Origin of the sequence: Streptomyces sp. NPDC049040 (assembly GCF_043197715.1) — a bacterium.
Taxonomy (GTDB): domain Bacteria; phylum Actinomycetota; class Actinomycetes; order Streptomycetales; family Streptomycetaceae; genus Actinacidiphila.
The window spans coordinates 63954-89108 of the sequence record NZ_JBICTO010000004.1 but is presented as its reverse complement, the minus strand read 5'-3'; the positions used below and the strand labels follow the sequence as shown (position 1 = coordinate 89108).

At 71.1% G+C, this 25155-nt stretch carries 21 protein-coding genes; 12 read left to right on the top strand and 9 right to left on the bottom strand.

The annotated features are described in order from the left end of the window. Positions 1-86 precede the first annotated feature (86 nt). The 4 genes from ACGFMP_RS12980 to ACGFMP_RS12965 all read right to left on the bottom strand — a co-directional run bounded on the left by ACGFMP_RS12980 (position 87) and on the right by ACGFMP_RS12965 (position 4622). Complete coding sequence (locus ACGFMP_RS12980; RefSeq protein WP_393672798.1) at positions 87-1286, bottom strand: ROK family protein; 1200 nt, start codon at positions 1284-1286, stop codon at positions 87-89. A 27-nt stretch (positions 1287-1313) separates the two neighbouring features. After that, on the bottom strand, positions 1314-2180 hold the full coding sequence (locus ACGFMP_RS12975; protein ID WP_393672246.1) for a carbohydrate ABC transporter permease: 867 nt from the start codon (positions 2178-2180) through the stop codon (positions 1314-1316). Further along, a complete protein-coding gene (locus tag ACGFMP_RS12970) occupies positions 2180-3151 on the bottom strand; it encodes a carbohydrate ABC transporter permease (protein ID WP_393672245.1) in 972 nt (323 codons plus the stop codon). The genes ACGFMP_RS12975 and ACGFMP_RS12970 overlap by 1 nt, the downstream gene beginning before the upstream one ends. 64 nt (positions 3152-3215) lie before the next feature. Next, positions 3216-4622 (bottom strand): ABC transporter substrate-binding protein, encoded by a 1407-nt coding sequence (locus ACGFMP_RS12965; protein ID WP_393672244.1) that lies wholly within the window; start codon positions 4620-4622, stop codon positions 3216-3218. A gap of 149 nt (positions 4623-4771) precedes the next feature. Here ACGFMP_RS12965 and ACGFMP_RS12960 point away from each other — a divergent pair, with 149 nt between their 5' ends. From ACGFMP_RS12960 to ACGFMP_RS12945, 4 genes are read left to right on the top strand one after another with little or no spacing between them, the layout of a single operon-like run. Next, positions 4772-5818 (top strand): zinc-binding alcohol dehydrogenase, encoded by a 1047-nt coding sequence (locus ACGFMP_RS12960; RefSeq protein WP_393672242.1) that lies wholly within the window; start codon positions 4772-4774, stop codon positions 5816-5818. Positions 5819-5835: 17 nt separating this feature from the next. Next, positions 5836-6636: a sugar phosphate isomerase/epimerase family protein gene (locus ACGFMP_RS12955; protein WP_393672240.1), complete on the top strand. Its 801-nt coding sequence runs from the start codon at positions 5836-5838 to the stop codon at positions 6634-6636. Positions 6637-6659: 23 nt separating this feature from the next. Continuing rightward, the gene (locus tag ACGFMP_RS12950; protein ID WP_393672797.1) at positions 6660-8006 is read left to right on the top strand and encodes a hypothetical protein; all 1347 of its coding nucleotides are present in this window, start codon (positions 6660-6662) and stop codon (positions 8004-8006) included. Further along, a complete protein-coding gene (locus ACGFMP_RS12945) occupies positions 8003-9955 on the top strand; it encodes a glycogen debranching N-terminal domain-containing protein (RefSeq protein ID WP_393672238.1) in 1953 nt (650 codons plus the stop codon). Before ACGFMP_RS12950 ends, ACGFMP_RS12945 begins: the two co-directional genes overlap by 4 nt. A 61-nt stretch (positions 9956-10016) precedes the next feature. On the opposite strand, the gene ACGFMP_RS12940 is transcribed toward ACGFMP_RS12945, so the two are convergent. Further along, positions 10017-11123, bottom strand: a complete 1107-nt coding sequence (locus ACGFMP_RS12940; protein ID WP_393672237.1) for a PP2C family protein-serine/threonine phosphatase — start codon at positions 11121-11123, stop codon at positions 10017-10019. Between the two features lie 186 nt (positions 11124-11309). On the opposite strand from ACGFMP_RS12940, the gene ACGFMP_RS12935 reads away from it, so the two are divergent. Then, positions 11310-12317, top strand: a complete 1008-nt coding sequence (locus ACGFMP_RS12935; protein WP_393672236.1) for a MinD/ParA family protein — start codon at positions 11310-11312, stop codon at positions 12315-12317. Positions 12318-12330: 13 nt separating this feature from the next. Here ACGFMP_RS12935 and ACGFMP_RS12930 read toward each other — a convergent pair whose 3' ends face one another. Both ACGFMP_RS12930 and ACGFMP_RS12925 read right to left on the bottom strand, forming a co-directional pair. Then, the gene (locus ACGFMP_RS12930) at positions 12331-14307 is read right to left on the bottom strand and encodes a trypsin-like peptidase domain-containing protein (protein ID WP_393672235.1); all 1977 of its coding nucleotides are present in this window, start codon (positions 14305-14307) and stop codon (positions 12331-12333) included. Between the two features lie 13 nt (positions 14308-14320). Further along, a complete protein-coding gene (locus ACGFMP_RS12925) occupies positions 14321-14656 on the bottom strand; it encodes a trypco2 family protein (protein WP_393672234.1) in 336 nt (111 codons plus the stop codon). 335 nt (positions 14657-14991) lie between these two features. On the opposite strand from ACGFMP_RS12925, the gene ACGFMP_RS12920 reads away from it, so the two are divergent. The 3 genes from ACGFMP_RS12920 to ACGFMP_RS12910 all read left to right on the top strand — a co-directional run bounded on the left by ACGFMP_RS12920 (position 14992) and on the right by ACGFMP_RS12910 (position 17273). Then, a complete protein-coding gene (locus ACGFMP_RS12920) occupies positions 14992-15399 on the top strand; it encodes a hypothetical protein (RefSeq protein ID WP_393672233.1) in 408 nt (135 codons plus the stop codon). A 126-nt stretch (positions 15400-15525) separates the two neighbouring features. After that, positions 15526-16026: a MarR family winged helix-turn-helix transcriptional regulator gene (locus ACGFMP_RS12915; protein WP_393672231.1), complete on the top strand. Its 501-nt coding sequence runs from the start codon at positions 15526-15528 to the stop codon at positions 16024-16026. After that, complete coding sequence (locus tag ACGFMP_RS12910; RefSeq protein ID WP_393672230.1) at positions 16017-17273, top strand: MFS transporter; 1257 nt, start codon at positions 16017-16019, stop codon at positions 17271-17273. Before ACGFMP_RS12915 ends, ACGFMP_RS12910 begins: the two co-directional genes overlap by 10 nt. A gap of 139 nt (positions 17274-17412) precedes the next feature. On the opposite strand, the gene ACGFMP_RS12905 is transcribed toward ACGFMP_RS12910, so the two are convergent. Next, positions 17413-18435, bottom strand: a complete 1023-nt coding sequence (locus ACGFMP_RS12905; RefSeq protein WP_393672229.1) for an LLM class flavin-dependent oxidoreductase — start codon at positions 18433-18435, stop codon at positions 17413-17415. A 190-nt stretch (positions 18436-18625) separates the two neighbouring features. Then, the gene (locus tag ACGFMP_RS12900; protein ID WP_393672228.1) at positions 18626-18985 is read right to left on the bottom strand and encodes a hypothetical protein; all 360 of its coding nucleotides are present in this window, start codon (positions 18983-18985) and stop codon (positions 18626-18628) included. Positions 18986-19170: 185 nt separating this feature from the next. On the opposite strand from ACGFMP_RS12900, the gene ACGFMP_RS12895 reads away from it, so the two are divergent. The 4 genes from ACGFMP_RS12895 to ACGFMP_RS12880 all read left to right on the top strand — a co-directional run. After that, positions 19171-19494, top strand: coding sequence for a YciI family protein (locus ACGFMP_RS12895; protein WP_393672226.1), 324 nt, complete (start codon positions 19171-19173; stop codon positions 19492-19494). After that, a complete protein-coding gene (locus ACGFMP_RS12890; protein WP_393672225.1) occupies positions 19491-20732 on the top strand; it encodes an RNA polymerase sigma factor in 1242 nt (413 codons plus the stop codon). The genes ACGFMP_RS12895 and ACGFMP_RS12890 overlap by 4 nt, the downstream gene beginning before the upstream one ends. A 195-nt stretch (positions 20733-20927) precedes the next feature. After that, the gene (locus ACGFMP_RS12885; protein WP_393672223.1) at positions 20928-22358 is read left to right on the top strand and encodes an MFS transporter; all 1431 of its coding nucleotides are present in this window, start codon (positions 20928-20930) and stop codon (positions 22356-22358) included. A 1106-nt stretch (positions 22359-23464) separates the two neighbouring features. Next, positions 23465-25155 (top strand): GDSL-type esterase/lipase family protein (locus tag ACGFMP_RS12880; protein WP_393672221.1); only part of this gene is annotated, 1691 nt, incomplete at its 3' end.

The window sequence follows — 25155 nt, the reverse complement described above, 5'->3', positions numbered from 1 at the left end:
GCAGGTCCTGAGGGACGGGTGTCGGACGGGTGGACGTGGGGCACGGGAACTCCGGCGTGGGCAAGGGGGGACAGGGGGAAGCGGGATCAGCCGCCGTTGAGCGCGGCCAGCCGGATGTCGGCTGTGGCGGGCGCGAAGAGGTGCTCGACCACCATGGCTGCCGCGCCCACGAGCGCGGCCTGGTCGCCGAGCCGTGAGGTCACCACGTTGAGGTGAGCGGTCGTGCGGGGCATGGCCCGCTGGTAGAGCAACTCGCGCACCCCGGTCAGGAACGGGGTGCCTGCCAGGTCGCCGGCGAGCACGAGCACTCCCGGGTTGAGTAGGGTGACGACCGTGACGAGGACCTCCCCGACCCGGCGGCCGGCCTCGCGCGCCATCCGCACCGCGTCCGGGTGGCCGGCCGCGAGATACTCCCGTACGTCGGAGCCTGACGTCGTGGGGATCCCCGCCGCGGCCAGCTGTTCTGCGATCGCCCGCCCGCTGGCCACGGCGGCGAGGCAGCCGTAGGACCCGCACATGCACAACGCCTCGGTCCTGTCGTGCAGGCGGATGTGCCCGATGTCGCCGGCCCCGCCGTCGATGCCGCGGTAGGGCTCGCCGTCGACGACGACGCCCGCCCCGATGCCGGTCGAGACCTTCACCAGTACGAAGGCCGAGCAGTCGGGGTAGTACCGCCGCTGCTCCGCGTACGCCATCAAGTTGGCGTCGTTGTCGACCAGTACGGGAACGGGCGGGCCCGCCGGGTCGACATGCCGGGCGTAGGCCTCCTGCATCCGGCTCGGGATGGGGTACTCGTCCCAGCCCGGCATGATCGGCGGCTGGACGACCTGGCCGATCGCCCAGTCCACGGGGCCCGGTACGGACAGCCCGATCCCGCAGACGCCGGAGGCCTCGACGCCCGCCTTCTCCAGGAGCCCGGGGAACCAGCCCGCGAGGGTGTCGAGCACCCGGTCAGGACCGTCCGCGATGAGCAGTTCCTCGGTGTGCTCGGCGAGGACGGCGCCGTCGAGGTCGAGCACGGCGGCCCTGCTGTGCCGGGTCTCCAGGTCGACGGCGAGCACGACGGCGTGCGAGGTGTCGAACTCCAGCCTGGTGGAGGGCCGTCCGCCCGTGGAGGCGCCGGCCGAGGTGTCCCGCAGCCACCCGGCGCCGAAGAGCTGGTCCAGCCGGTGGCCGATGGTGGAGCGGGAGAGCCCGGTCGCGTGCTGGAGCTCGCCGCGGGTGGTGGCCTGCCCGCTGCGGATCAGCAGCAGCAGATGGCCCGCGCTCGCCTGGTTGGCCGGCATGGTCGTGTGCACTCCCGCTCTCATGGGTCAGCTCTTGTCGGCGCCGCTGGTCAGACCCTCGGTCAGCAGTCGCTCCGCAGCGTAGAACAGCACAATGACAGGAATCGTCAGTACCACGGAACCGGCCATCAGCACGGTCTTGGGAACCTCGATGCCGTTGGAGAGCTGCTGAAGGCCCAGCGAGACGGTCCATTTGTCGGGATCCGCGGCGAGGAAGAGCAGCGCGAAGAGGAATTCGTTCCAGGCGATCATGAAGACGTACAGCCCGGTGGCCATCAGGGACGGCATCGCGAGCGGGAGCACCACCCTGCGTACGGTCTGCCAGCGGGTGGCGCCGTCGAGGGCGGCCGCCTCCTCGATGCTCAGCGGGATCGTGATGAAGTAGTTCTTCAGCATGTAGATCGACACCGGCACGGTCTGGGCGACGTAGACGATCGCCAGGCCGACGAGATTCCCCGACAGCCCGAGCTTGGCGAACATCACGAACAGCGGTACCGCGAGAAGGGTGGAGGGGAAGAGGTAGACCGCCAGGAACAGGGCGCTCACCTGTCGGCCGCCGAAGAACCTCAGCCGGCTGATCGCGTAGGCGCCGGGCACCGAGGCTGCGAGGGTCAGGACGACCGTAGCCAGCGACACCAGCGCCGAGTTGAGCATCATGCGGAGGAAGCCCTGGCCGCCGTCGGCACTGGACTTCAGGACTTGTCGATACGTGTCGAGGGTGAAGTCCTTGCCGGAGACCCAGAGCGATCCCGGGTCGAGCAGCAGGGAGTCGATCGGCTTCACCGACAGCAGCAGCATGTAGTAGAAGGGCAGGATCGTGATCACTGCCAGGAAGGCGATGGTGACCCACCGCAGCACGCCGAACAGGCGCTCCTCGAACTGTGTGCGGGTCATCACGCCTCCTCCTGCACCTTCTTGGCGAAGAACTTGAAATAGACACCGAGCAGGACCATCAGTACGGCGGCCAGGACGAGGGCCTGCGCGGCCGCGGCGCCGACGTCGAAGTTGGCGGTGAGGAAGTCGTACACCCGCACGGCGACGACGTCGGTGCCCGAGCCGCCTCCGGTCAGCAGGTAGACGTCGTCGAACTTGTTGAAGGTCAGGATGAAGCGGAGGACGCTGAGCAGGGCGATGACGGGCATCAGCTGCGGCAGCAGGATGTAGCGGAACCGCTGGGTGGGGGTGGCGCCGTCGACCCTGGCGGCCTCCTCCAGCCCGTCCGGAACCGCCTGGAGCCGGGCCAGCAGGAAGAGGAAGGCGAACGGGAAGTAGCGCCACGTCTCGAAGGCGATGACCGTCAGCAGCGCCAGCGGCACTCCGAAGTGGGCGCCGAACACGTCGACCTGGTAGTCGCGGGTCGACAGGAAGGCGATGGGGTTGTCCCAGCCGAAGACCTTGCCGCCCCACTGGTTGACGATGCCGTACTGCGGGCTGAGGGCGACCTGCCAGACGAACGCGACCGCGACCACGGGCGCCACGTACGGCAGCAGCATGCTGCTGCGCAGCAGCCCGCGTCCGCGGAAGGGCTTGCGCAGGGCGAGCGCGGCTATCAGGCCGAGCAGCACCGAGCCGGCGGTGCCGCCGACGGTGTAGGCGAGGGTGGTGAACAGGCTCGGCCAGAAGCCGGGCGAGGTGAAGACCTGGGTGAAGTTGTGCAGCGACCAGTTGCCGAACACCCCCATGCCCTGGATGTCGACCAGCTTGGCGTTCTGGAAGGCCAGCAGGATGGTCCAGAGGATCGGGATGATCACCACGACCAGGACCACCACGAGGGTGGGGGTGACGAAGGCCAGTCCCGCGCGGTTCTCCCGCTGGGCGGTGGTGAGTTGGCGGCGCTTCTTCGTGACGCCGGGATGTGCGCTCATGTGTCTTCCTGACGGGGGCGGCCTGCGCGTGGGCGGCAGAGGGACTTTCGGGGCCGACGGCCCGCTACTGGAGGGACTTCTGGAGGGCGGCGACATCGGCGCCGGACTCCTCGGCGGCCTTGCCCGGTGAGATCTGGCCCCCGGTCATCGCGCTGATGGCCTTGGGTACCGGGAGCTGGCCGTTGGTGGCGCCGACCAGGGCACCCTGGCCCTGCTTGAAGCCCCACCGCTGCATGTTGCCGACGCCTGCGACGAGCTGGTCGAGCAGCGCCTTGGGATAGACCTCGTCCAGCGGCTTGCGGGTGTCCACGCCGATCTCGCTGTGGCGCCACGCGTCGAGGTATTTGTCCGGCTCCGCGGGCGTGCCGTGGCGCACCGGGATCTGGCCCTCGGGGGCCATGCCCAGCCAGTCCTGGAAGCCGGCGTCCATCATGTAGCCGATGAACCGCTTGGAGGCAGCGGTCTCGCCGGTCTTGGTCACCACCCAGGAGGCCACCTCGCCGAACTGCGCCGGCTTGGCGCCGTCCGCGCCGGCCATCGCCGTGACGACGCCGCTGTTCTTGGCGAGGAACTGCTTGTCGTCCTTGCACTGGGGGCAGCTCGGCAGCGCGTCGTCGCGCAGTCCCGCGAGCTCGTCCAGCAGGAAGGTCGACCACAGCACCATGCCGGACTTGCCGGCGAAGTAGGTGGCGCGGGTCGAGTCGACGGTCTGGGTGCCGGGGGAGCCGTAGGTCTTGCCGAGCTTGTCGTACACCTCGAAGGACGTCCGGCAGGCGGGGGAGTCGAGGGTCACCTTGCCCTGGTCGTTCACCAGCTGGCAGTTGTTGGCGAGCGCGATGTCCTCGAAGCTCTGCTGGGTGAAGACGTCACTGGGGTCGGTGGCGACGGATATGCCGTCCTGGCCCGGCGTGTTCAGCCGGTCCGCCGCGGCGAGCAGCTTCTTGTACGTGTCCGGCGCCGGCAGCCCGGCCTTGGCCAGCAGGTCCTTGCGGTAGACCAGGAGCTGGAGCCAGGCGTCGGCGGGGACCGCGAGCTGCCGGGTGCCGTCGCTGGTCAGCCGCAGCGCGTTGGCGTCGAACGTCTTGGTGTCGAGGCTGCGCACGATCTCGCCGCTGACCTTCGTGTCGAGCAGCCCGTTGGTGTACATCTGCCAGACCTGCCCGATGGGCACCCCGCCGATGACGTCGGGCAGGGTGCCGGCCGCGGCGGCGGACATGATCAGCTGCGGGAGCTGGTTCTCGTCCACGCCGACGAGCTTGACCTTGATGCCGGTCTCCTTCTGGAACCGGTCGACGATCTTCCTGGACGCGGCCATCTGCGGTGGAAGGTTCGCCTGTGACCACACCGTGATCCGGTTGTCCGGCTTCGCCGGTCCGGTCCGGCTCGCGCAGCCGGCCAGCAGGCCGACGCACAGGGCCAGAGCCAGCCCACCCGCCGCGGTCTTCGCTGACCGACGGTTCCACATACGCATGCCTTGTCCTCACGCCGCTTACGCTGGATGTCCACGCATCTCAGCACTACTTTTGCGTATTGACAAGACATAAGTGTGAGATATCTTCGACCTATGCCGGGAGGTCAAGGCCGCCCGGCCACCCACAGCGTCAACCTCCGGAGTCCCACGTGGAACGCGTCGTCCAGTTCACCGGCCCGCGGCAGGTCGAAGTCGCCGAGCACGACAGTGCCTCGCTGCCACCCGGTCATCTCCGGGTCCGCACGCGGTACTCGGGGGTCTCGGCCGGTACCGAACTCACGGCGTACCGGGGGACCAACCCGTACCTGACCCGCACCTGGGACCCCGAGGCGCGCATCTTCCGCGAAGGCGCGGCCGGCATCGAATACCCCGTCGCCGGATGGGGCTACTCGGAGGTCGGCGAGGTGACGGAGATCTCTCCCGAACTCGCCGGAACACCCGGCCTGCCCGCCGTCGGGGATCTCGTCTGGGGCATCTGGGGGCACCGCAGCGAGGGCATCGTCCCCGTCGAGCGCATGATCGGCCACAGCCTGCCGGCGGGTCTCGCACCCCTGGCCGCCACCTTCGCCCGGGTCGGCGCCATCGCCTACAACGCGGTGCTCGCCTCGGACATCCACGTGGGCGAGGACGTCGCCGTGTTCGGCCAGGGCGTCATCGGCCTGCTCACCACCCGCCTCGCCGAGCTCAACGGCGGCCGGGTCACCGCGGTCGATGCGCTCGACGGACGCCTCGGCACCGCCCGCGCCTACGGGGCGACCGCCACACTCAACGCCCTGGCCGGCGGTGTCGCGGAAGCGATCCGAGGGGCCACGCAGGGCCGCGGCGCTGACGTGGCGATCGAGATCAGCGGCGTCTACCCCGCGCTCCACGAAGCGCTCCGCTCGGTCACCGTCGGCGGCCGCGTCGTCGCCTCCGGCTTCTACCAGGGCGATGGCGTCGGACTGCGGCTCGGCGACGAATTCCACCACAACCGCGTCCAGTTGATCTGCTCGCAGATCGGCGGGGTGCCCCCGCAGCTCGCCGGACGCTGGACCGTGGAACGCCTCCAGCGGACCTTCCTCACCCTCGTCGCCGAGGGCCGGGTCGACGTGACGTCCCTCGTCAGCCACGTGATCCCCGCCGCCGACGCGTCCGAAGCCTACGTACTGCTGGACGAGCGTCCCTCCGACGCCCTCCAGGTCGTCCTGGAATTCTGAAAGGCCGCTGATCCCTGATGCTCAAGACCGCCTGCCAGGAACAGCTGTTGCCGGGGGACACCCTCCAGGAGAAGTGGGAGTTCGCCCAGAGCGCCGGCTTCGACGGCATCGAACTGCGCGCCAAGGGCGACCTGCACTTCGCCGGCCGGCTGCCCGAACTGAGGACCGCCCTCGCGGACGGCGTCGTCATGCCCACCGTCTGCGTCGACATGCTGCACTTCTTCGGCGCCTTCGACGCCGACCTGCGCCGCGACGCCATCGACCAGATGAAGTCCCAGCTCACGGTGATCGGTGAGCTGGGCGGGCTCGGAGCGCAGACCCCGGCCTCGTACGGCATGTTCTCCCGCCGGCTGCCCCCCTTCGAACCGCCGCGCGGCGAGGAGGAGGACCGCACCGTCCTGCTGGATGGGCTCACCGAACTGGGCGAGCACGCACGGGCCGAGGGCGTCACCCTCTTCCTCGAACCGCTCAACAGGTACGAGGACCACATGGTCAACCGGCTCGAGCAGGCCGTGGACCTGATCAGGGAGGTAGGGCTCGATTCGGTCAGGATCGGCATCGACAGCTACCACATGAACATCGAGGAGGCCGATCCCGCGGCCGCGATCCTCGCCGCTGCGCCCTACATCGGCCACGCCCAGGTCAGCGACTCCAACCGCTTCCAGCCCGGCGCGGGACACCTCGACTGGCCCGCCTGGATCGGCGCGCTGCACGCCATCGGATACGAGGGCCACCTCGCCGCCGAGTGCCGGCTGACCGGTGACCCGGTCGCCGCCGTCCGCTCCATCCCCGGCTTCCTGCGCAGGTCGGGCGCGTGACGACGACCACACTCGGCCGTCCGATGACGCCCCCGACCGCCCCCGCGAGTGCCGCCCTGCGCCACCTGCGCGATGCATCGGTCCGCGTACTCCTCACCAACTGGACCGGCGGTTCGACCGTCCCCTCGGGGAACCTCTACCCGCACCAGTGGAGCTGGGACTCCGCCTTCATCGCCATCGGGCTGCGCCACCTCTCACCGCGCAGAGCGCAGCGGGAACTGGAGACCCTCTTCGGCGCCCAGTGGGACGACGGCCGGGTGCCGCACATCGTCTTCAACCCCGCGATACCCCTCGACGCCTACTTCCCCAGCCCTGACTTCTGGCGGTCCGGCACGGCGGGGCGGGAAGCCGGCGCCCCGCGCGGCATCGAGACCTCAGGACTCGTGCAACCGCCCGTGCACGCGCTGGCCGCCTGGCTCGTCCACGAATACGACCCGCAGACCTCCTCCCGCCGGGGATTCCTGCGCCGGCTGTACCCGCGGCTGACCGCCTGGCACGACTACCTCGCGGTCCACCGGGACCTCGCGGGGCACGGCCTGGCCGCCGTGGTGCACCCGTGGGAGCCGGGCATGGACAACAGCCCGTGCTGGGACACCCCGCTGTCCCGGATCGTGCCCGCCCCCGCCTCGTCGTTCCGGCGCGCGGACCTCGCCCACGGTGCCGCCGCGGACCGGCCCACGGATCTCGACTACGGGCGCTACGTACGCCTCGCCGCCGGCTACCGCGACCGCCGCTACCGGGACGGCGGAGCCCCGCATCCGTTCGCCGTCGAGGACCCGGGCTTCAACGCCCTGTACATCGTCTCCGAGCACGCCCTCGCCTCCATCGCCGAGGCACTCGGCGAGGATCCCCGCCCCCACCGGGCCAGGGCCCGCGCCCTCACCACGGCCCTGGTGGAGCGGCTGTGGGACCCGCAAGCCGGGATGTTCCTCTGCCACGACATCGGGACCGGCACGCTGATCCCGGAGCGGAGCGTCACGGGGCTGCTGCCCCTGCTCGTGCCGGGTCTGCCGACCGGAATCGCCGAGGCCCTGCTGCGCACCGTCACCGGCGACCACTTCGGCCTCGGCTCGACCACCGCGCTCGTCCCCAGCTACGACCTGCGCGGCCCCGCCTACGACTCGGCCCGCTACTGGCGCGGCCCCGCCTGGTTCAACGTGAACTGGGCCATCGAACGAGGCCTGCGCCAGTACGGCGCGGTGCCCGAAGCCGACGCGCTGAAGCGGGCGGTCCTCGTCTCGGCCGGCGCCTCAGGCTTCGCGGAGTACGTCGACCCGCGCACCGGCCGGGCCCGCGGCACGACCGACTTCAGCTGGACGGCGGCGGCCGTCCTCGATCTGCTGGCCACCACACCGGAGGGAACGGCATGAAGCAGCAGGGCCGGCTGCTCGTCCACGCCGGCACGTTCGCGATCCTCGGACCCGACGGTGACGTGCGCGGCACGGGCGGCAGCACACCGGACGGCCTTTTCGTCCGCGACGCCAGGCACCTGAGCCGCTGGCGCCTCACGGTCGACGGCGCGGAGCCCACCGTGCTGGTGGCCGCGGCGCAGGATGACGGCGCGATCGTCCTCACCCCGGCCGGCACCCGGGACGAGCCGCCCGGCTGCACCCTCTTCCGCCGGCAGGCGCTGTTCGAAGGAAGGCTGACCGAGCGGATCACGGTCGTCAGCAACGAGGCCCGCCCCACCCGGGTGTCCATCGCCTTCCACGCCGACGCCGACTTCGCCGACCAGTTCGAGCTGCGTTCCGACCGCCGGGTGTACGGCAAGCCGGGCGCCGTCCGTACGGCGAGCACCGGCACCGACGGCGTCACCTTCGACTACCGGCGGGACGCCTGGCGGTCCTCCACCACGGTCGCCGCACGACCCGCGCCCGAGGTGACGCAGCCCTCGCCCGACCGCACCGAGCGGACGCTGACCTGGCACCTCGACCTCCCCGCCCACGGCAGCGCGGAAGTGACCGTGACCGTCGCGGGCAGGGCGCACGGAGCCCCGCGGTTCGACGGTCCCCTCCCCGACGACCTGGGCGGCGTCGAGGAACTCGCCGCCCGGGCGACGCGCGACTTCACCCGTGATGCGGTCCCTGCCGGAACAGCGGCAGGCGCGGGCTCGGACCTGGCCCGTGCCTGCGCGCGAGGGCTGGACGACCTGGCCCGGCTGCAGGTCCCCGCGACCGGGCCCGACGGGGAGGACCTGCGCGTCCCCGGTGCCGGGGTGCCGTGGTTCCTCACCCTGTTCGGCAGGGACTCCCTGCTGACGTCCTACTTCGCCCTTCCCTACCGGCCGGGGCTCGCCCACGCCACGCTGCGCGCGCTCGCCGCCACCCAGGCACGCGCGCACGACTCCACCCGCGGCGCCGCGCCCGGGAAGATCGTCCACGAGATCCGGCACGGCGAGCTCGCCCACTTCGGCCAGGTGCCCTACGGCCGCTACTACGGCTCGGTCGACAGCACCCCCCTCTTCCTGGTCCTGCTGCACGCCCACGCCGAACGGACCGGCGACCCCTCGCTGGCCCGGCGCCTGGAACCGCACGCCCGGGCGGCAGTGGACTGGATGTTCCGCGACGGCGGCCTGGACGCGCACGGCTATCTCGTCTACGAGGCCGACGCGAGCGGACTGCTCAACCAGAACTGGAAGGACTCGGCCGGCGCCGTCTGCTTCCGCGACGGCACCCAGGCCACCGGCGCCATCGCCGTCTCCGAGGTGCAGGGGTACGCCTACGACGCGCTGCGCAGGACCGCCGCGCTCGCCCGTGACCTCTGGCACGACAGCGCCTGGGCACGCCACCTGGACGGCGCCGCCGACGCGCTGCGGGACCGCTTCCGCGCCGACTTCTGGATGCCCGACGTGGACTTCCCCGCCCTCGCCCTCGACGGTGACGGCCGCCGGGCCGATGTTCTCGCCTCGGACGCCGGGCACCTGCTGTGGTCCGGCCTGCTCGGGCCCGAGGACGCCGGAACGGTGGGGCAGCGGCTGCTCGAACCCGACTTCTTCTCCGGCTGGGGCATCAGGACCCTGGCGTCCGGCCAGGCGCCTTACCATCCGCTGTCCTACCACCGGGGAAGCATCTGGCCGCACGACAACGCGCTCATCGTGCTCGGGCTGGCCGCCAACGGCATGCACGAGGCCGCCGCGGCGGTCGCCTCGGGACTGCTCGACGTCGCGGCGGGCTCGGGCTACCGGCTGCCCGAGGTCATCTCCGGCTACCCGCGCGAGGGCAACCAGAGCGCGGTTCCCTACCCGCACGCCAACTCCCCCCAGGCATGGGCCGCGGCAAGCCCGCTCGCCCTGCTCACGGCCGCGACCGCGGCGCGATGACGGGGCCTGCTGTGAGCGGGGCGGCGAGGAATCCTCCCCGACCCGCTCACCGAGTGCCGGTTCATCCGGCGGGGTCGGCCCGGGCGACGGCAAGGATGGCCATGTCGTCCTGCTGCCCGCCCTCCACCCAGCGGTGGACATCCGCGGTCAGGGCGCTGACCAGGGATTCGGGGCTGGAGAAACGCCGTCCGACCAGTCGGGACGCGACGGGGTCGTAGAAGACTCCCTCCTGGTTGCGCGCCTCGGTGACACCGTCGGTGATGAGGAGCAGCAGGGCCCCGACCGGGAAGGAGAGGACGTCGGACGGGGGAGCGCCGGTGCCGGACCGGGGCGCGATCCCGGACAGCCCCATGCCCAGCGGCAATTGGGCGACGCTCGGGTCGAGCCGCTTCAGCCGCCCTTCATGGACCAGGTACGGCGCCGGATGCCCGCGGTTGACCAGCCGCAGCGTGTCACCTCCGCCGGACACCTCCGCCAGCACGGCCGTGGTGAAGTCCTCGGTGGAACCGCCGCTCGAAAGGCCGTGTCCCGCGCCCCTGGACAGCGCTTCGTCCATCCGCGTCGCCAGGGTGGGCAGGTCATCGGCGTACTCCGCTTCCTGGCGGAAGGCGCCGATCGCCACCGACACCGAGGCGATGGCCTGGAGCCCCTTCCCGCGCACGTCCCCGATGATCATGCGGACGCCGAACGGGGTGTCGTGCACCGCGAACAGGTCGCCGCCGATCCGGGCCTCGGCCTGGGCGGCGACGTAGCCGGCGGCGACGACCAGCGGTCCTACACGAGTGGAGGGTTGCGGCAGGACTGCCATCTGGACGGCCTCCGCGATGTCCCTGGACCGCGCGAGATCCCGTCCCTGGCGCGCCATCAGCACATTCACCGCCAGGGCCAGGACCCCGATCAGGGCGATGAGCGCCAGGTCGACGAAGAGCGCTGACGCCGGCCGCTCCCGGTAGGAGTCCAGGGCCACGGAAACCAGGGTGGACGCGCACACGAAGCCCGCCGTGACGCGGAACGACAGCATCGCCCCGGCGATCAGCGGGGAAGCCGCCAGCAGGGGCAGCCCGATGTACGGCTGGGGCGCGAACGTGGTCAGCAGCGCGCCGGTGGCGAGGACGAGGGCGGCCAGCGTCCCGAAAGTCTTCGCCGGCGTGCGGCGGATTCCCTCCACCGATGCGTCCTCCTGGTGTCCATGTCCCGTGTCGGCAAACTATCGCATACTGGCCGAAATACCCTTTTCCGAACCTGCGGCACGGCGCCTGAGACGACTGTGCGACCTCCCCGGACGAGCCCACCCGATCGGAGGTCCTCAGGCGTCGCCCATGTCGGATCGACTGCCCCGCGGCACAATGGACCCATGGCAGGCCCCCCGGGACGGATCATCGCCTTCTACGGCTACCTGCGCGGGGTGGGCCGCTCGCTCGCGCTCGTGAACCTCGCCTCGCTGCTGGCCGCGAACGGGCTGCGGGTCCTGATGGTGGACTGGGACCTGGAGGCGCCAGGCCTGCACCGCTTCTTCCACCCCTTCCTGGAGACCGCAGAACTGCGTACGGCTCCTGGGGTGATCGACATGATCACCGATCATCAGAGCCGTACGGTCGTGGGCGCCCCGCCGGTCCGTGTCACCGTGGCGCCGTACGCGGTGCCGCTCCGGTGGCCGCTGGCCGCCCGCGGCGGAGGCCTCGACCTGCTCCACGCGGGAGCGCAGGACGGGGACTACATCGACCGTGTCGCAGCGCTGGACTGGGATGCGTTCTTCCGGTGGCAGAACGGCGGGGCGTTCCTGCGCGAACTGCGTGCCGACATGGCCGAGCGCTACGACTACGTCCTCATCGACACCGGCCCCGGCATGGGTCCCTCGGCATTCGTCTGCGCCCTGCAGATGCCGGACGACCTGATCTTCTGCCTCGGCCTGCACCCCCCGAGCATCGTGGCGGGCGGCGCGATCGCCCGGCGGGTCGCCGAGGGGCCGCTGGGGCACCGGATACGCATCCTCCCCGTGCTGACCCGGGTGGACAGCGGGGAGAAGGAACTGGTCGACGAGATGCGCAGCCTGGCGCAGCGGGCGTTCGAGGGCCTTCCGCCGGGGATGACCCACGAGGAGCGGGTGCACTACTGGGGCTGCGCCGAGTTGCCCGAATCCCCCTTCTACTCCTACCAGGAGATGCCGGCGCTCTTCGCTGAGCAGGCGGGGGTTTCCCACAGCATGCTCAGCGCCGTCGAGCGGATCGCGGACCTGCTGACGGACGGTCGGGTAAGGTCCGCACCGGCCATCGAGGAGGAGACGCGGCTACGCGTCCACGACCTGTTCGGCCGCGGTCGGCGGGCGGCCCAACTGGACGACACCACACCACTGCTGCCATGACCGGCGCGGGCGCTCATTCCGAGCGCCACCACCACGGGTCGGGCACCCCGGGAGCGCTGTCCACGGGTGCGTGCCCGGATCCGCCGATCTCCGGCGGGGCGGCGGCCCGCAGCAGCCCCGGGTGCCACTGGCCTACCCGGTCGATGGTGGCACGGGCGTGCCGGACCTGCTCGGCGCTCAGTTGCGGACTGCGCAGCACGTGAGCGATCAGACTCCCCTCGCTGTCGGTGTGCGCCACGGCGATCAGTTCGGCCCCCAGGACGTCGGGGCCCATCGCGCCCCACCGGGCGCCGTCGGGGGAGGGATACAGGTCGGTGAGCGCGAGCTCGAGCCGAAGCGAGCGTTCGGCGTCAAGCGGCTCGGGGGCGGGGTGGTCCCGGGTGTGGACGGCCATGGCCGTGGTGATCACTCCCAGGGCCTCGCGTCGGGTGGCGGCGCCGGCCAGCCGTTGCACGGCGACCAGCAGCCGGAGCAGTTCGGGTTGTCCGGCGACCATCATCTCCAGTCCGTACGTGCGCATCACGCGGTTCCAGTAGCGCTGTTCGTGCGCGAGCAGTACCTCGACAGGGCGCCCCCCGTTGCCGGAGGCCTCGGGTGCCTCACGCAACGCCCGTGCCAGCGCGGCCATGTGGACGCCGAGCAGGTCGTGTTCCTGGCCGGAAGCCGGCTCCGGTGCTTGCGGCTCGGCCGCCGCGCCCGGTCCCGCTGTCAGTGCGACCGGGGCGCGCAGCCGGTGGACGCGTTGCCGGAAGGCGGCGAGGGCGCCGGCGAAGTCCGCTTCCGCCGGGCCGAGTTCGACCGAGAGTCCGCGGCCCATCAGCGTCGTCCCCTGATGCGCCGACCGTAGTCCCGGCCACCAGCCGCGGAGCGATCGGGCCAGCAGCAGGACACGCACACGCTGGTCGGGAGGGCGCATCGTGCGCAGTCCGTCCAGGATCCGGTCCACCTGATCGGGCCGGGTCTCTGCGTAGTCGACCACCAGGAGCAGCGGGCGCATGTTCGCGGCGAGCATCGCGTAGTCGGGCGGTTGCTGCACCGGGCGGTCGGAGACGAAACCCGCCGTCCAGGGTGCGCCGAAGGGCCGGGCGGGGCCGCCTGAGGGATCACTGGCCAGCCGCCGGGCGATCTCGGTGGCCAGGCGGGTCTTCCCCGTGCCGCCCGGGCCGTGCACGACCGCGACATCGACGGTCCTGTCCGCGTGGCACCAGTCGGTCAGGAGCGCGACCTCCCGCTCGCGGCCGGTGAAGGGGACCACCTCGGCACGGGGGGAGAGCAGGTAGGAGGGCGAGAGCCGCGGCTCGGGCGTGTCGTCGAAGACCACGCCCTGGTCGGCGGAGACCAGAGCGGGCCTGCTGCCCGTGACGTCGGCCAACGCCGTCGCGAAACCGGGCGCGCGCAGCAGCCGGCGGGCCGGCAGCACCTGCAGGACGTCCCCCTGCCAGCCGGCCGGGACGGCGCGCACCATCCCGATGAGGCCGCGGTGGCAGAAGACTGCCGCGCCGGACATTCCGCTCCAGGGCGATGTCGCCGACACCTGCGCGGGGACGGGGTTGAGCAATTCCAGCAGAAGGTGGTCCCCCAGCAGCCCGGTGGCGGGATCGACGTGCCCGACCACCTGCTCCGAATCCCGTACGCGGTCGCGCACGAGGACGCGGGGAAACCCCACGGCCCGGCAGCGCGGCATGGTTGTCGGGCGGTCGCAGGTGAGTTCACCCCAGGACACGGGCGCGAAACCCTGCCCCAGCACCCTCGGATCGCAGCGCAGCAGCACCGCGTCCAGTCCTGGACCGCCGTCCCACGCGATCTCGGCCGGCGCCGGGCCGTCGCCGTCGATGAGACGTACGGACACCTGGGCGGGCCTGTCGCCGCCCGGCCGCACGACGACATGGCGCGCCGTCAGGACAAGTCCGGGCGCCACCGCGCATCCCGACCCGACCCTGCCCCCGTCGCCGCCCACCACCACCGCGCGGGTCCACGCGGCGGACGTCATCGGCGGTGCCCGGTCACGCCAGGGGGAGGTCGGCGCCGGGCGGATCGGCGTCCGCGAGATCGTCGCCGATGAGGATGTCACCGCCGGATCCGGTGCCGGCGACCGCCAGGGTGACGGTCAGCCGGCTGGTGCGAGCCGAGGACCGCTCGCCCTTCGCGTCGGCCGACAGGACGAACGCTCTCACCCCGCCGCCGGTGGTGGTGGCGTCGCGCACCTCGATCGCGAGGTCCAACGTCACGTCGCGCACGGTGAACCGGAGCGCGGAGGCCTCGCCTTCGTGCTGGGCCGCCAGCAAGCCGTCGCGGACCGCTCGTATCGCTCGCGACAATTCCACGCCGTCCTGGTCCATGGCCCCCCGCCTCCCGCCGCTGTGCCCATGGTGCTCCACCAGCCGTACGGTCGAGCGCGGTTCGGCGGATCCGGATCCGCCGACACGTGCCCATGGGGGCCGCCCCACAGGTGACGGCAGCCGGATCGGACGCGTGACGGGTCCCATGGCTGAGTCACTTCTTCGCGAACCGTGGTTCTGGTGAGGCCTGGTTCGCACACTGGTGTGCAGGCACCCCAACGCCGGATATGACTGGATTCGGCTTGGGCGGGGTAGAAAGCCTGGCAAAGTGGACCGGCTCGCGCGAGTGCATCCGGGCCTGTCCGCACCTCACTTCCTGCCCCAGGGAGGGCATTGTGCGAATCAGGGCCGGGATCGGCCTCGTTGCCGCCAGTCTGTGCGCCGGATGGCTCCTTTCACCCGGCGCGGTCGTCGCCCAGGCGGCGACGTACCCCAGTGGCCCGTTCGACGCGCCCTACGGCGCCACTTACACAAAGGGCACGGCGACCTTCTACAACCGGGCGGTGGGCCTGGTCGGGGAGCAGAAGGCCGTGGCTTCCAGCGGATGTCGTGCGACAGTGGCGGACACCTACGACTCACACGACAACCCGCTGGGGACGTCCGGGACTCCGTTTGTCTGCGGTGCGTCAGAGAAGTTCACCCTCACCGTGGGGGCCGAGGTGGCAGGCGGCGCGGCCTGGGTCGGTGTCTGCCTCGTCGACGAGGACTTCAAGCCCCTCAAGTGCGACGCCGTCCTCAGGTGACGGCCTGTACGAGGTGCTCCCCGGATTCGGCGATCGACCGGGTGGCGGCTCGCGCGTGCCCGGCGCGTCCGGCGCCGGCATCCTCGAAGTAACAGTACTTATGTAAGCACTGTTACGATTCTTGTCATGGCCGACCCCCACACACCCGACCCGACGCGGCAGAGCCTCTGGCGCCCCCTGCGCCTGCTCCAGGCAGCAATGGACGCCGAGATCGCCGAGGTCCACCGCGAGCAGCAGATCGACGGGCTCAAGCCCAGCTTCGCCATGGAGCTGCTCCGACTCCACGCCTGCGGCCCCATGACCATCGCGGAACTGGCCGAGTCGGTCCAGCGCACGCACTCGGCGCTCAGCCAGAAGGTCGCCGCGATGCGCAAGGCCGGCTGGGTCCTGACCGTCGTGGGCGACGACGCCCGGACCAAGAAGGTGACACTCACCGACAAGGCGCGTGACGTCGTCGACCGCCTCGCGGCTGAATGGCGGGCCACCGAGGCCGCCTTGGCCGAGCTGGAGGCCGAGATCCCCTACCCGCTCTCCCAGGCCGTCACCGACATCGAACAGGCTCTGGAGCGCAGGAGTTTCCACGCCCGGATCGCCGAGAAGCTGGCAGAGGACCCCGCATGGGGCTGAGGCCCACGCTGATCGACGTGTCTCCACTACGGTCCTCACCTCGATTCCGGCGCTTGTGGCTCGGCCAGACCCTCTCCGGATTCGGCGCCCAGATGACGCTCGTCGCCGTCATGTTCCAGGTCTGGCAGACGACGAAGAGCGCCACGTGGACAGGCGCCGTCGGGCTGGCACAGGCGATTCCCCTGGTCGTCCTGGGCCTGTTCGCCGGTTCGCTCGTCGACCGCGTGGACCGCAGGAGGCTCTATCTGCTCGCGACCGCAGGACAGGCCCTGTGCTCACTTCTCCTCGCACTCCAGGGCTTGCCCGGGCACGCTTCCGCTGCCGGCGTACTGGTGCTGGTCGCACTCCAGTCCTGCTTCGGCGCGGGCGGCGGCCCCGCCTCGCGCACCTTCGTGCCGCACCTTCTGCCCGGGCACCAGCTGGCCGCAGGTCTGGCACTGAGACGCATCGCCTTCCAGGGCGCCATGCTGCTCGGCCCCGTCCTGGGCGGACTGATCGTGGGCGCGCTGGGAGTCGGCGCCTGCTACCTGATCGACGCGGCGACCTTCGCCGCCGCGCTCCACGGTGCGCTCGGCCTGCCGCGGATGGGCCCAGGGGACGAGCCCGCGCGGCCCGGCCTGCGCGGAGTACTGGACGGTCTTGCCTTCCTGGGCCGCACCCCCGCCGTTCGCGGGGCACTGCTCACGGACCTGGCCACGACCGTGCTGTCGATGCCCATCAGCCTGTTCCCCCTGATCAACGCCGAGCGATTCGGCGGCACCCCCCGCACCCTGGGACTGTTCCTCACCGCCATCGCCGTCGGCGGCGTCGCCGCGTCGATCTTCTCCGGGACCTTCACCCGTTTCCCCCGCCCCGGTCTGGCCATGCTCGGCGGATCCGCCACCTGGGGCGCGGCGCTGACGCTTTTCGGCTTCTCGACCAACCCGTGGGCCGGTTTGGCCTTCCTGACCGTGGCCGGCGCCGCCGACACCGTCTCCGTGATCTCCCGGAGCACCGTCGTCCAGATGCACACCCCGAACGACCTGCTCGGCCGGGTCAGCGCGGCGGAACAGATCGTCGGGCAGGCGGGCCCCGACATCGGCAACATGCGCGGCGGCCTGGTCGCAGGCGCCACATCGGGTGCGGCAGCCCTCGTCAGCGGCGGCCTGCTGTGCCTCGGCGCCGTCGCTGCCGTGGGCGTCACCACGGCAGCACTGCGCGACACCTCCACGCCGACCGGCCCCCGCACAGCCGCGGCCGGCACATGAGCCCTGCACTCCCGCGCGACGGCGCGGGCCGCCAGCGGGCGCGGTGACGCGCGGGGCGCCCCGCCGCCCGTGGAGCCCGACGGATCCGTCCGTCCCCGGCGCCCGCCGTAAGGGCGAGCGCCCGGGGACGGCGCGGCGTTCACCGCCAGCCGAGCTCCGGCGCCACGTGGGTGAGGATGCTCTCCAGCACATGGACGTTGTAGTCGACCCCGAGCTGGTTGGGGACCGTCAGCAGCAGGGTGTCCGCGGCCTGGATCGCCTCGTCCTCACGCAAGAGCTCCACCAGCGCGTCCGGCTCGGCGGCGTAGGAGCGTCCGAAGATCGCCCTGGTGTTGTCGTCGATCATGCCGACCTGGTCGCGCGAGTCGCGGTCGCGGCCGAAGTAGGCCCGGTCCGTGTCATCGGTGAGGGCGAAGATGCTCCGGCTGACCGACACGCGCGGCTCGCGGGTGTGGCCCGCCTCCTTGTACGCCTCGCGGTAGGCCTCGATCTGCTTGCGCTGCTGGACGTGGAGCGGCTCGCCTGTCTCGTCGTCCTTCAGCGTGGAGCTCTGCAAATTCATGCCCTGCCGCGCGGCCCAGACCGCCGTCGCGTTCGAGCCCGAGCCCCACCAGATCCGCTCGCGCAGCCCCGCGGAGTGCGGCTCGACGCGCAGCAGCCCCGGCGGGTTGGGGAACATCGGCCTGGGGTTCGGCTGTGCGAAGCCCTCGCCCTTGAGCACCTCGAGGAAGGCCTCCGCGTGCCGGCGGGCCATGTCGGCGTCCGTCTCGCCCTCGGCGGGCGCGTAGCCGAAATAGCGCCAGCCGTCGACCACCTGCTCCGGTGATCCGCGGCTGATGCCGAGCTGCAGCCTGCCGCCGGAGATGAGGTCGGCGGCGCCCGCCTCCTCACTCATGTACAGCGGGTTCTCGTAGCGCATGTCGATCACGCCGGTGCCGATCTCGATCCTCGATGTCCTGGCGCCGATGGCCGAGAGCAGCGGGAACGGGCTGCCCGCCTGCCGCGCGAAATGGTGCACGCGGAAGTACGCCCCGTCCACTCCGATCTCCTCCGCGGCGACGGCGAGGTCGATGGACTGGTGCAGGAAGTCGGCGGCGGACCGGGTCTCCGAGTGCGCATTCGGCGACCAGTGCCCGAACGAGAGGAATCCAATCTTCTTCACGCCACCCCACAGCGTCCGGCGGCCGGGTTTGATTCCCGGCGCAGGTGACTGCCTGCACGGACGCGCCGGGCGCTTCCCGCAGGTGGCCGGGCATCCGCGGGGACGGGCCGAGTCCGGGCAGAGCTCACCCGTCGCCGCGAGGATCGAAGCCCTGTCCCCTCGGAGCCGAGAGGTGTGGCAGCCGGACCGGTCATCGCCTGATGCGTGTGCGCAGGGCGAGCGCGCCGGCGAGCGCGAGTGCGCCCGATCCGAGCAGCGCGACCGTGCCGCGCGAGCTGATCAGGCGGTACGGGCCGACGGCCATCACCGAGCGGCGGCCCTGGATGGACAGCGCGCTTGCCGTGCTCTGAATGGACCCCAGCGACACCAGGGACATGGCGGAGCCGATCGAGCCGACGGACATCGAGGAGCCGATGGACCCGATGGACAGGGCGCTGCCGACCGAACCGATGGACAGCACGGACCCCACGGAGCCGATGGACAGGAACGAGTCCTTCGACCACAGCGAGAGCGAGGAACCCCCGACCGCACGGGAGGGAATATGCACCATCGGGCCATTGTGCCGCGAGCCGATCCTCGTGCAGCGGACCAGGAGGATGACCTGGGCGAGTCGCGGGTGGCCTGGAAGGGTGTGATGATCCAGGCCCGGCGGCCGGGTGCCCGCGGGATCCAGCGCCCTGGAGCCCCCGGCCGGCAGCCCACGACTGTTGTGACGCCACAGGAGATGATCGACAGGTGCAGTACCTGATTTCCGTGATCCACGACCAGGCCGGCCTCGCCACTCCGGAAGAGGACGCAGCCATCGACGTGTTCAACGAGCAGCTGCGGGACAAGGGCCACTGGGTCTTCGCGGGCGGCCTCGCCGCTCCCGACACGGCCACCGTCATCGACAACCGGGGCGGGGAAGCGCTGTTCACCGACGGGCCCTTCGTGGAGTCCAAGGAGTACCTCGCCGGCTTCTGGATCATCGAGGCCGCGGACCTCGACGTGGCGCTCGAACTCGCCGCCGGCGGATCGAAGGCCTGCAATCGCAAGGTCGAGGTGCGGTCGTTCCAGTGAAGACGGTCGACGTCCGTGAGGCGGTCACCCGCGCCCACCACGAGGAGTGGGCACGGGTGGTCGCCGCCCTGACCAGGCGCTTCGGTGACCTCGACATCGCCGAGGAGGCGGCAGCCGAGGCTTTCGCGACCGCCGTCGAGCGGTGGCCGGCCGACGGCGTGCCCCCCAGCCCAGGGGCCTGGCTGACCGTCACCGCCAACCGCAAGGCCATCGACCGGATCCGCCGCGAGAACAAGCGCGACGCCAAGCACAAGGAGGCTCGGATGGTGCACGACGACACCCCGCCCGAGCCTCTCGGCGCCATCGGGGACGACCGGCTCCGGCTCATCTTCACCTGCTGTCACCCGGCGCTCGCGAGGGAAGCCCGCCTGGCATTGACGCTGCGGCTGGTCGGCGGTCTGACCGTGCCCGAGATCGCCCGCGCCTTCCTGGTGGCCGAGAGCGCCATGGGGCAGCGGATCACCCGGGCGAAGGCCAAGATCAAAGCCGCGCGCGTCCCGTATCGCGTACCGTCCGCCGAGGATCTCCCGGCCCGGGTCGCCGGCGTGCTCACCGTCTTGTATCTCGTCTTCAACGAGGGCTATCTGGCCACCGGTCCCGACACCGCTCCCGTACGCCACGACCTGACCGTCGAGGCGATCCGGCTGACCCGCCTGGTCCGCGCCCTCCTGCCGCAGGACGGCGAGGTGGCCGGACTGCTGGCGCTGATGCTGCTCATCGAGGCCCGCCGCCCCGCCCGGGTCTCGGCCGACGGCGAGCTGGTGGCCCTCGACGAGCAGGACCGCGGGGCCTGGGACGCGACGCTGATCGCCGAGGGCCACCGGCTGGTGCGCGAGCGCCTGGCCGCTGCCGCCGCCGGGGTGCCACCGGGCCGCTACCAGATCCTCGCCGCCATCAACGCGGTGCACACCTCCGCCCGGGACATCCGCGACACCGACTGGTCACAGATCCTCGCCCTCTACGACCAGCTCGTCCGCCTCGACCCCTCGCCGATCATCGCCCTCAACCGTGCCGTCGCCCTCGCCGAACTCGACGGCCCGCAGGTGGCCCTCGCGGTCGTCGACCGCCTCGCGGACAGGCTGGCCGGCTATCACGCCTACCACGCCACCCGCGCCGACCTGCTGCGCCGGCTGGGCCGCAGCCGGCAGTCCCGTGCGGCCTACGACCAGGCCATCGAGCTGGCGGGCAACACCGCTGAGACGGCCCACCTGAGCCGCCGCCGGGACCGGTTGCCGTAGCCGGGATCCCCACCGCAGCGGCGTGCGCGCCGGACCGTCGGCTCGTCCATGCCGCCGTGCGTGCCGGGCGAACCCGTGCCGAGGTCAGGAAAAAAGATTCCGAGGACGGTGTCGGATCCGGCGGGAGGCGTTCGTAGTACGGGTGAGAGGCCGCCCGGGAGGGGCGCCTGCGACGGACCGAGGAGGCCGTTCCCCGTGACTACCTTGACCGAGCCGGGCACGCTCACCACACCACGCTCCAGCCGCCTGATGTGGGCGATCCTGGCGCTGGTACTGCTTGCCGACGCTCTCGACGTGATCGACGGAACAGTCACCAACATCGCCGCCCCCACCATCGCCGGTGAGCTCCACGGCGGTGAGAGCCTGATCAAGTGGCTGGGACCGGCGTACATGCTCGCCATGGGTGTCCTGCTGGTGGTCGGCGGACGGCTGGGTGACAAGTTCGGCCAGCGCAGGCTCTTCCTGATCGGCATGGGCGGGTTCACCGCGGCCTCGGCATGCGCCGGATTCTCACCGGACCCGGTCCTGCTCATCGCCGCCCGGGTCACCCAGGGAGCATTCGGGGCGCTGCTCATCCCGCAGGGCATGGCGATCATGACCAAAGCATTCGACAGGGAGATGCTCGGCAGGGCCTTCGGGCTGTTCGGCCCGGTTCTCGGTCTGTCCAGCGTCGGCGGCCCGGTCCTGGCCGGCTTCCTCATCAGCGCCGACCTCTTCGGTCTGTCCTGGCGCCCGATCTTCCTCATCAACGTCGTCATCGGCGGCATCGGGCTGGCCGTGGCCGCCAGGATCCTGCCGCGGGACGACGACGGCGGCCGGTCCACCGTCGTGGACGGCTGGGGTTCCGGCCTGCTCGCGGTTGGCATGCTCGGGCTGCTCCACGGGCTGATCGAGGGTTCAGGCAACGGCTGGGGCGCCATCGCATTCGTCTCGATCGCCCTCGGCGTCCTTTTCCTCGCCGCCTTCGCCCGCCGGCAGCGCACCGCGGCCCACCCGCTCGTCAAGCCCTCGCTCATGAGGAACCGGGGTTTCACTTCCGGAATGCTCGTGTCCCTGGTCGCCGTCGCCGCCGGGACGGGACTGCTCTTCGTGCTGTCCCTTTTCCTCCAGGAGGGGTTGCGTGTCAGCCCGCGGAACACCTCGCTCGGGCTGCTGCCGGTCACCCTCGGGATCGTTGCCGCCGGGTTCGCCGCCATGGGCGGCCTGGTCGCCAAGCTCGGTCGCCGGCTCGTCTTCATCGGCCTGACCGTCGACCTCGCCGGTTGCGGTTGGGTACTGGTCCTCGTCGTCCACTCCGGGACGGATGCCGGGCTCTGGGCGCTTGCCCCGGCCTTCTTCCTCATCGGCGCGGGCATCGGCCTCAGCTTCGCCACGATCCCCGTCGTCGCACTCGGTGACGCGAAGCCTGACGAAGCAGGCAGCGCCAGCGGCTCGTTCAGCTCGATCCAGCAACTCGCTTCGGCGATGGGCTCGGCCATGGTCACGTCGATCTTCTTCCAGGCCGCGGACTCAGGACTGGGCCACGCCATGGAGGTCTGCCTCGTCGTCATTCTGGCCGTCACCGCCCTCAGCCTCCCGGTCGTCGCGCTGATGCCCCGCAAGGCACCGTCAGAAGCGCACCAGTGAGCGGGCCAGGCCCTGGGCGTCACAGCCAGGCGGCGAGCACACCAGTCAGAACTGATGTGGCGGGGTCACGGCGAAACCAGAGGAGCTTGCACCTGGTGCCGTCATGACGCTTCACGAGCAAGCGGTCAGTGGACATGCCGCGCCGTAGATCGACGGCTGCGATGTCCTCGAACCTGATGACCCTGTCGTGCAGCTTCGTGTCAGCAGACGAGCCGGTTCGGTCACCACGACACCTCAAGGTCTCACCACACCGCGGAAGGCAACCGGGCGGTGCGGTGGACCTCATGGGCCTGCTTGCGGCAGCACCAGTGCCCACGACGTCGGATCCGGGCCTTCGCCGTGGGCAGGAAGATGTTGTCCTGCACCCGAAGACCATGCCCTGAAGCCCACCGACTCACCCGTCGTGACCCATGGACACATGGACTTCGGGCCCACCGCATCACGTGAGTAGTCCACCTGAGTCGGTTGTTCCGATCCTGAGTCGGCCGAACGGGTGGCTACGTGATCAGGTGAGCGGTTGTCTCTGGCAGCATCGGCTCGTGGACATCGCGAGCGACCGGACCGGCAGGCTCCGACAGCGCCGAATACACCGGTGAGCATCCCGTTCGATTCCCCGAGGGGCCGCGTGCGTAAGCTTTCTGCCGACATGCTTGTCCTGGGGGGATACATGCGTTCAGCAGGTTCATGCCGGGTGATGGGCGGTGCGACGCTCCGCGTCGCCGGCCATGACCCCGAAAACGGTGTGGCGACCGGTCGGTGCACCATCGAAAGCCGTGCCCGCGCGGCCTGGCCATGCGGGCCCTCAGCGTCCCGGCGGCCGGCTCGATCATGACCGCATCCCCGGCCCAGCCGACCGCCGGCCTCGCGTAGCGACCACCTGAGGAACGAAACATACGCGCCCGCCGCGCATCGCTGCGGAGTCGCGATTGCACCCGGCCGTCCGCGAGCGGAACACCACGAGGACCCCCGCGGCCGCAGGCCTGTGACACACCGACCGCTCCTGCCGTAGAGCGGCGGCACCACCCGGACTCAGCGTACGAGAAGAGAGCAAAGTGAAACGAAGTGGCCCCTGGACGCCGTGGTGGTCGCGACGCAGGACGCGCCCGTTGACCGCAGCGGTCGCGGTCACCCTCGCCTACGGACTGGCTGCCGGGACACTGGCCACGGTCGCCGGCGCGACCGCGGCCCAAAGCGGTTGCAGCGCCTTCCCGACCCCGCTCACGGCCACCACGAGACCCAGCCCGCCGACGTCGGACTGGACCGGCAGTTGGGGAACCGCTTTCGGCTCGGCCGGTGTTCCCGCCAAGTCCGAGGTGACCGGGAAGCAGACGCTGCGCATGGTCATCCACAGCAGCATCGGCGGCAGCAGCGCCCGCATCCACCTGGCGAACACCTTCAGTTCTGCTCCTGTCGTCATCGGCCACGCGACGATCGCCGCGCAGCGGGTCAACGGGAACGGGAAACGGGACGCAGGCGCGGCCGACGTCCCCGTCTCGCTGACCTTCGGCGGTGGCAGGCAGACCACGATCCCCGCCGGCGGGGGGGTCTACAGCGACGCGGCCCCGTTCGCGGTGTCGGCCGGCGAGAACCTGCTGATCAGCATCTATCTGCCCGATGCCGTCGCCGCGGCGCCCTACCACAGCATCGCCCTGACCACGTCGTACGCCTCCGCGGCGGGCGACACCGCGGACCGCACCGCGGAAACCGGCGACGCCGACTTTCCCAGAACCTTCCCGCACTGGGCCTACGTCAACGGACTCGACGTCACCGCGGCCGGCAGCGGGGGCACGGTCGTCGCCATCGGCGACTCGCAGACCGACAGCGGCCACACCACCGCGAACACCAACCGCCGCTGGACCGACGACTACGGCAGAGCCCTGCAGCGCACAACCCCCGCCATGGGTGTGCTGAACGAGGGGATCTCGGGGAACCGCCTGCTCACCGATGCCCCTTCGGAGAGCGCCGCGCAAGGGCTGAGCGCGGTCCACCGCTTCGACCGTGACGTGCTGTCCCATCCGAACGTCCGGAGCGTGATCCTCTACGAGGGCATCAACGACCTCGGGCTGGACGGAACGGACGACAGGAGTCTGGAGGAGGGCATCCAGGAACTGGCCTCCCGGGCGCACGCGGCAGGACTGAGCCTCACGGTGGCCACCATCCCGCCGTTCGGGGGCTACAGGTCCTACACGGCGGCCCGTGAAGAGGTACGGCAGTGTCTCAACAGCTACATCCGTACGACCTCTGACATCGACCGCTACGTCGACTTCGACCTGGCCACGCGCGACCCGCTGGCACCCACCCACCTCTTCGCCGGGTATTTCGCCACCGGCGACGACGGCCTGCACCTCAACGATGCCGGCAGCCTGGCAGTGGCGGACGCGGTCCTCGCTCCGCTGCCACCGCCGACCGTCAGGCTGGTCCACTCGCAGACCGTGTCCGGCGACTTCACCGGGACGGGCCGCACCGACCTGGTCGCGGCGGACGCGAGGGGGAACCTGTACCGGTGGGCGGGCGAGGGGAACGGTCGGTTCGCCGGCCGTCAACTGCTCACCCCCGGCTGGAACTTCACGCAGACCGCTGCGGGTGACTTCACCGGTGACGGTGTCGCCGACCTGGTCGCCGTTGACGCGGGCGGGAATCTGTACCGGTGGAACGGCAACGGGTACGGGGGCTTCGGCGGGGCGACGCTGCTCAGCCTCGACTGGAACTTCACGCAGACCGCTGCGGGTGACTTCACCGGTGACGGTGTCGCCGACCTGGTCGCCGTTGACGCGGGCGGGAATCTGTACCGGTGGAA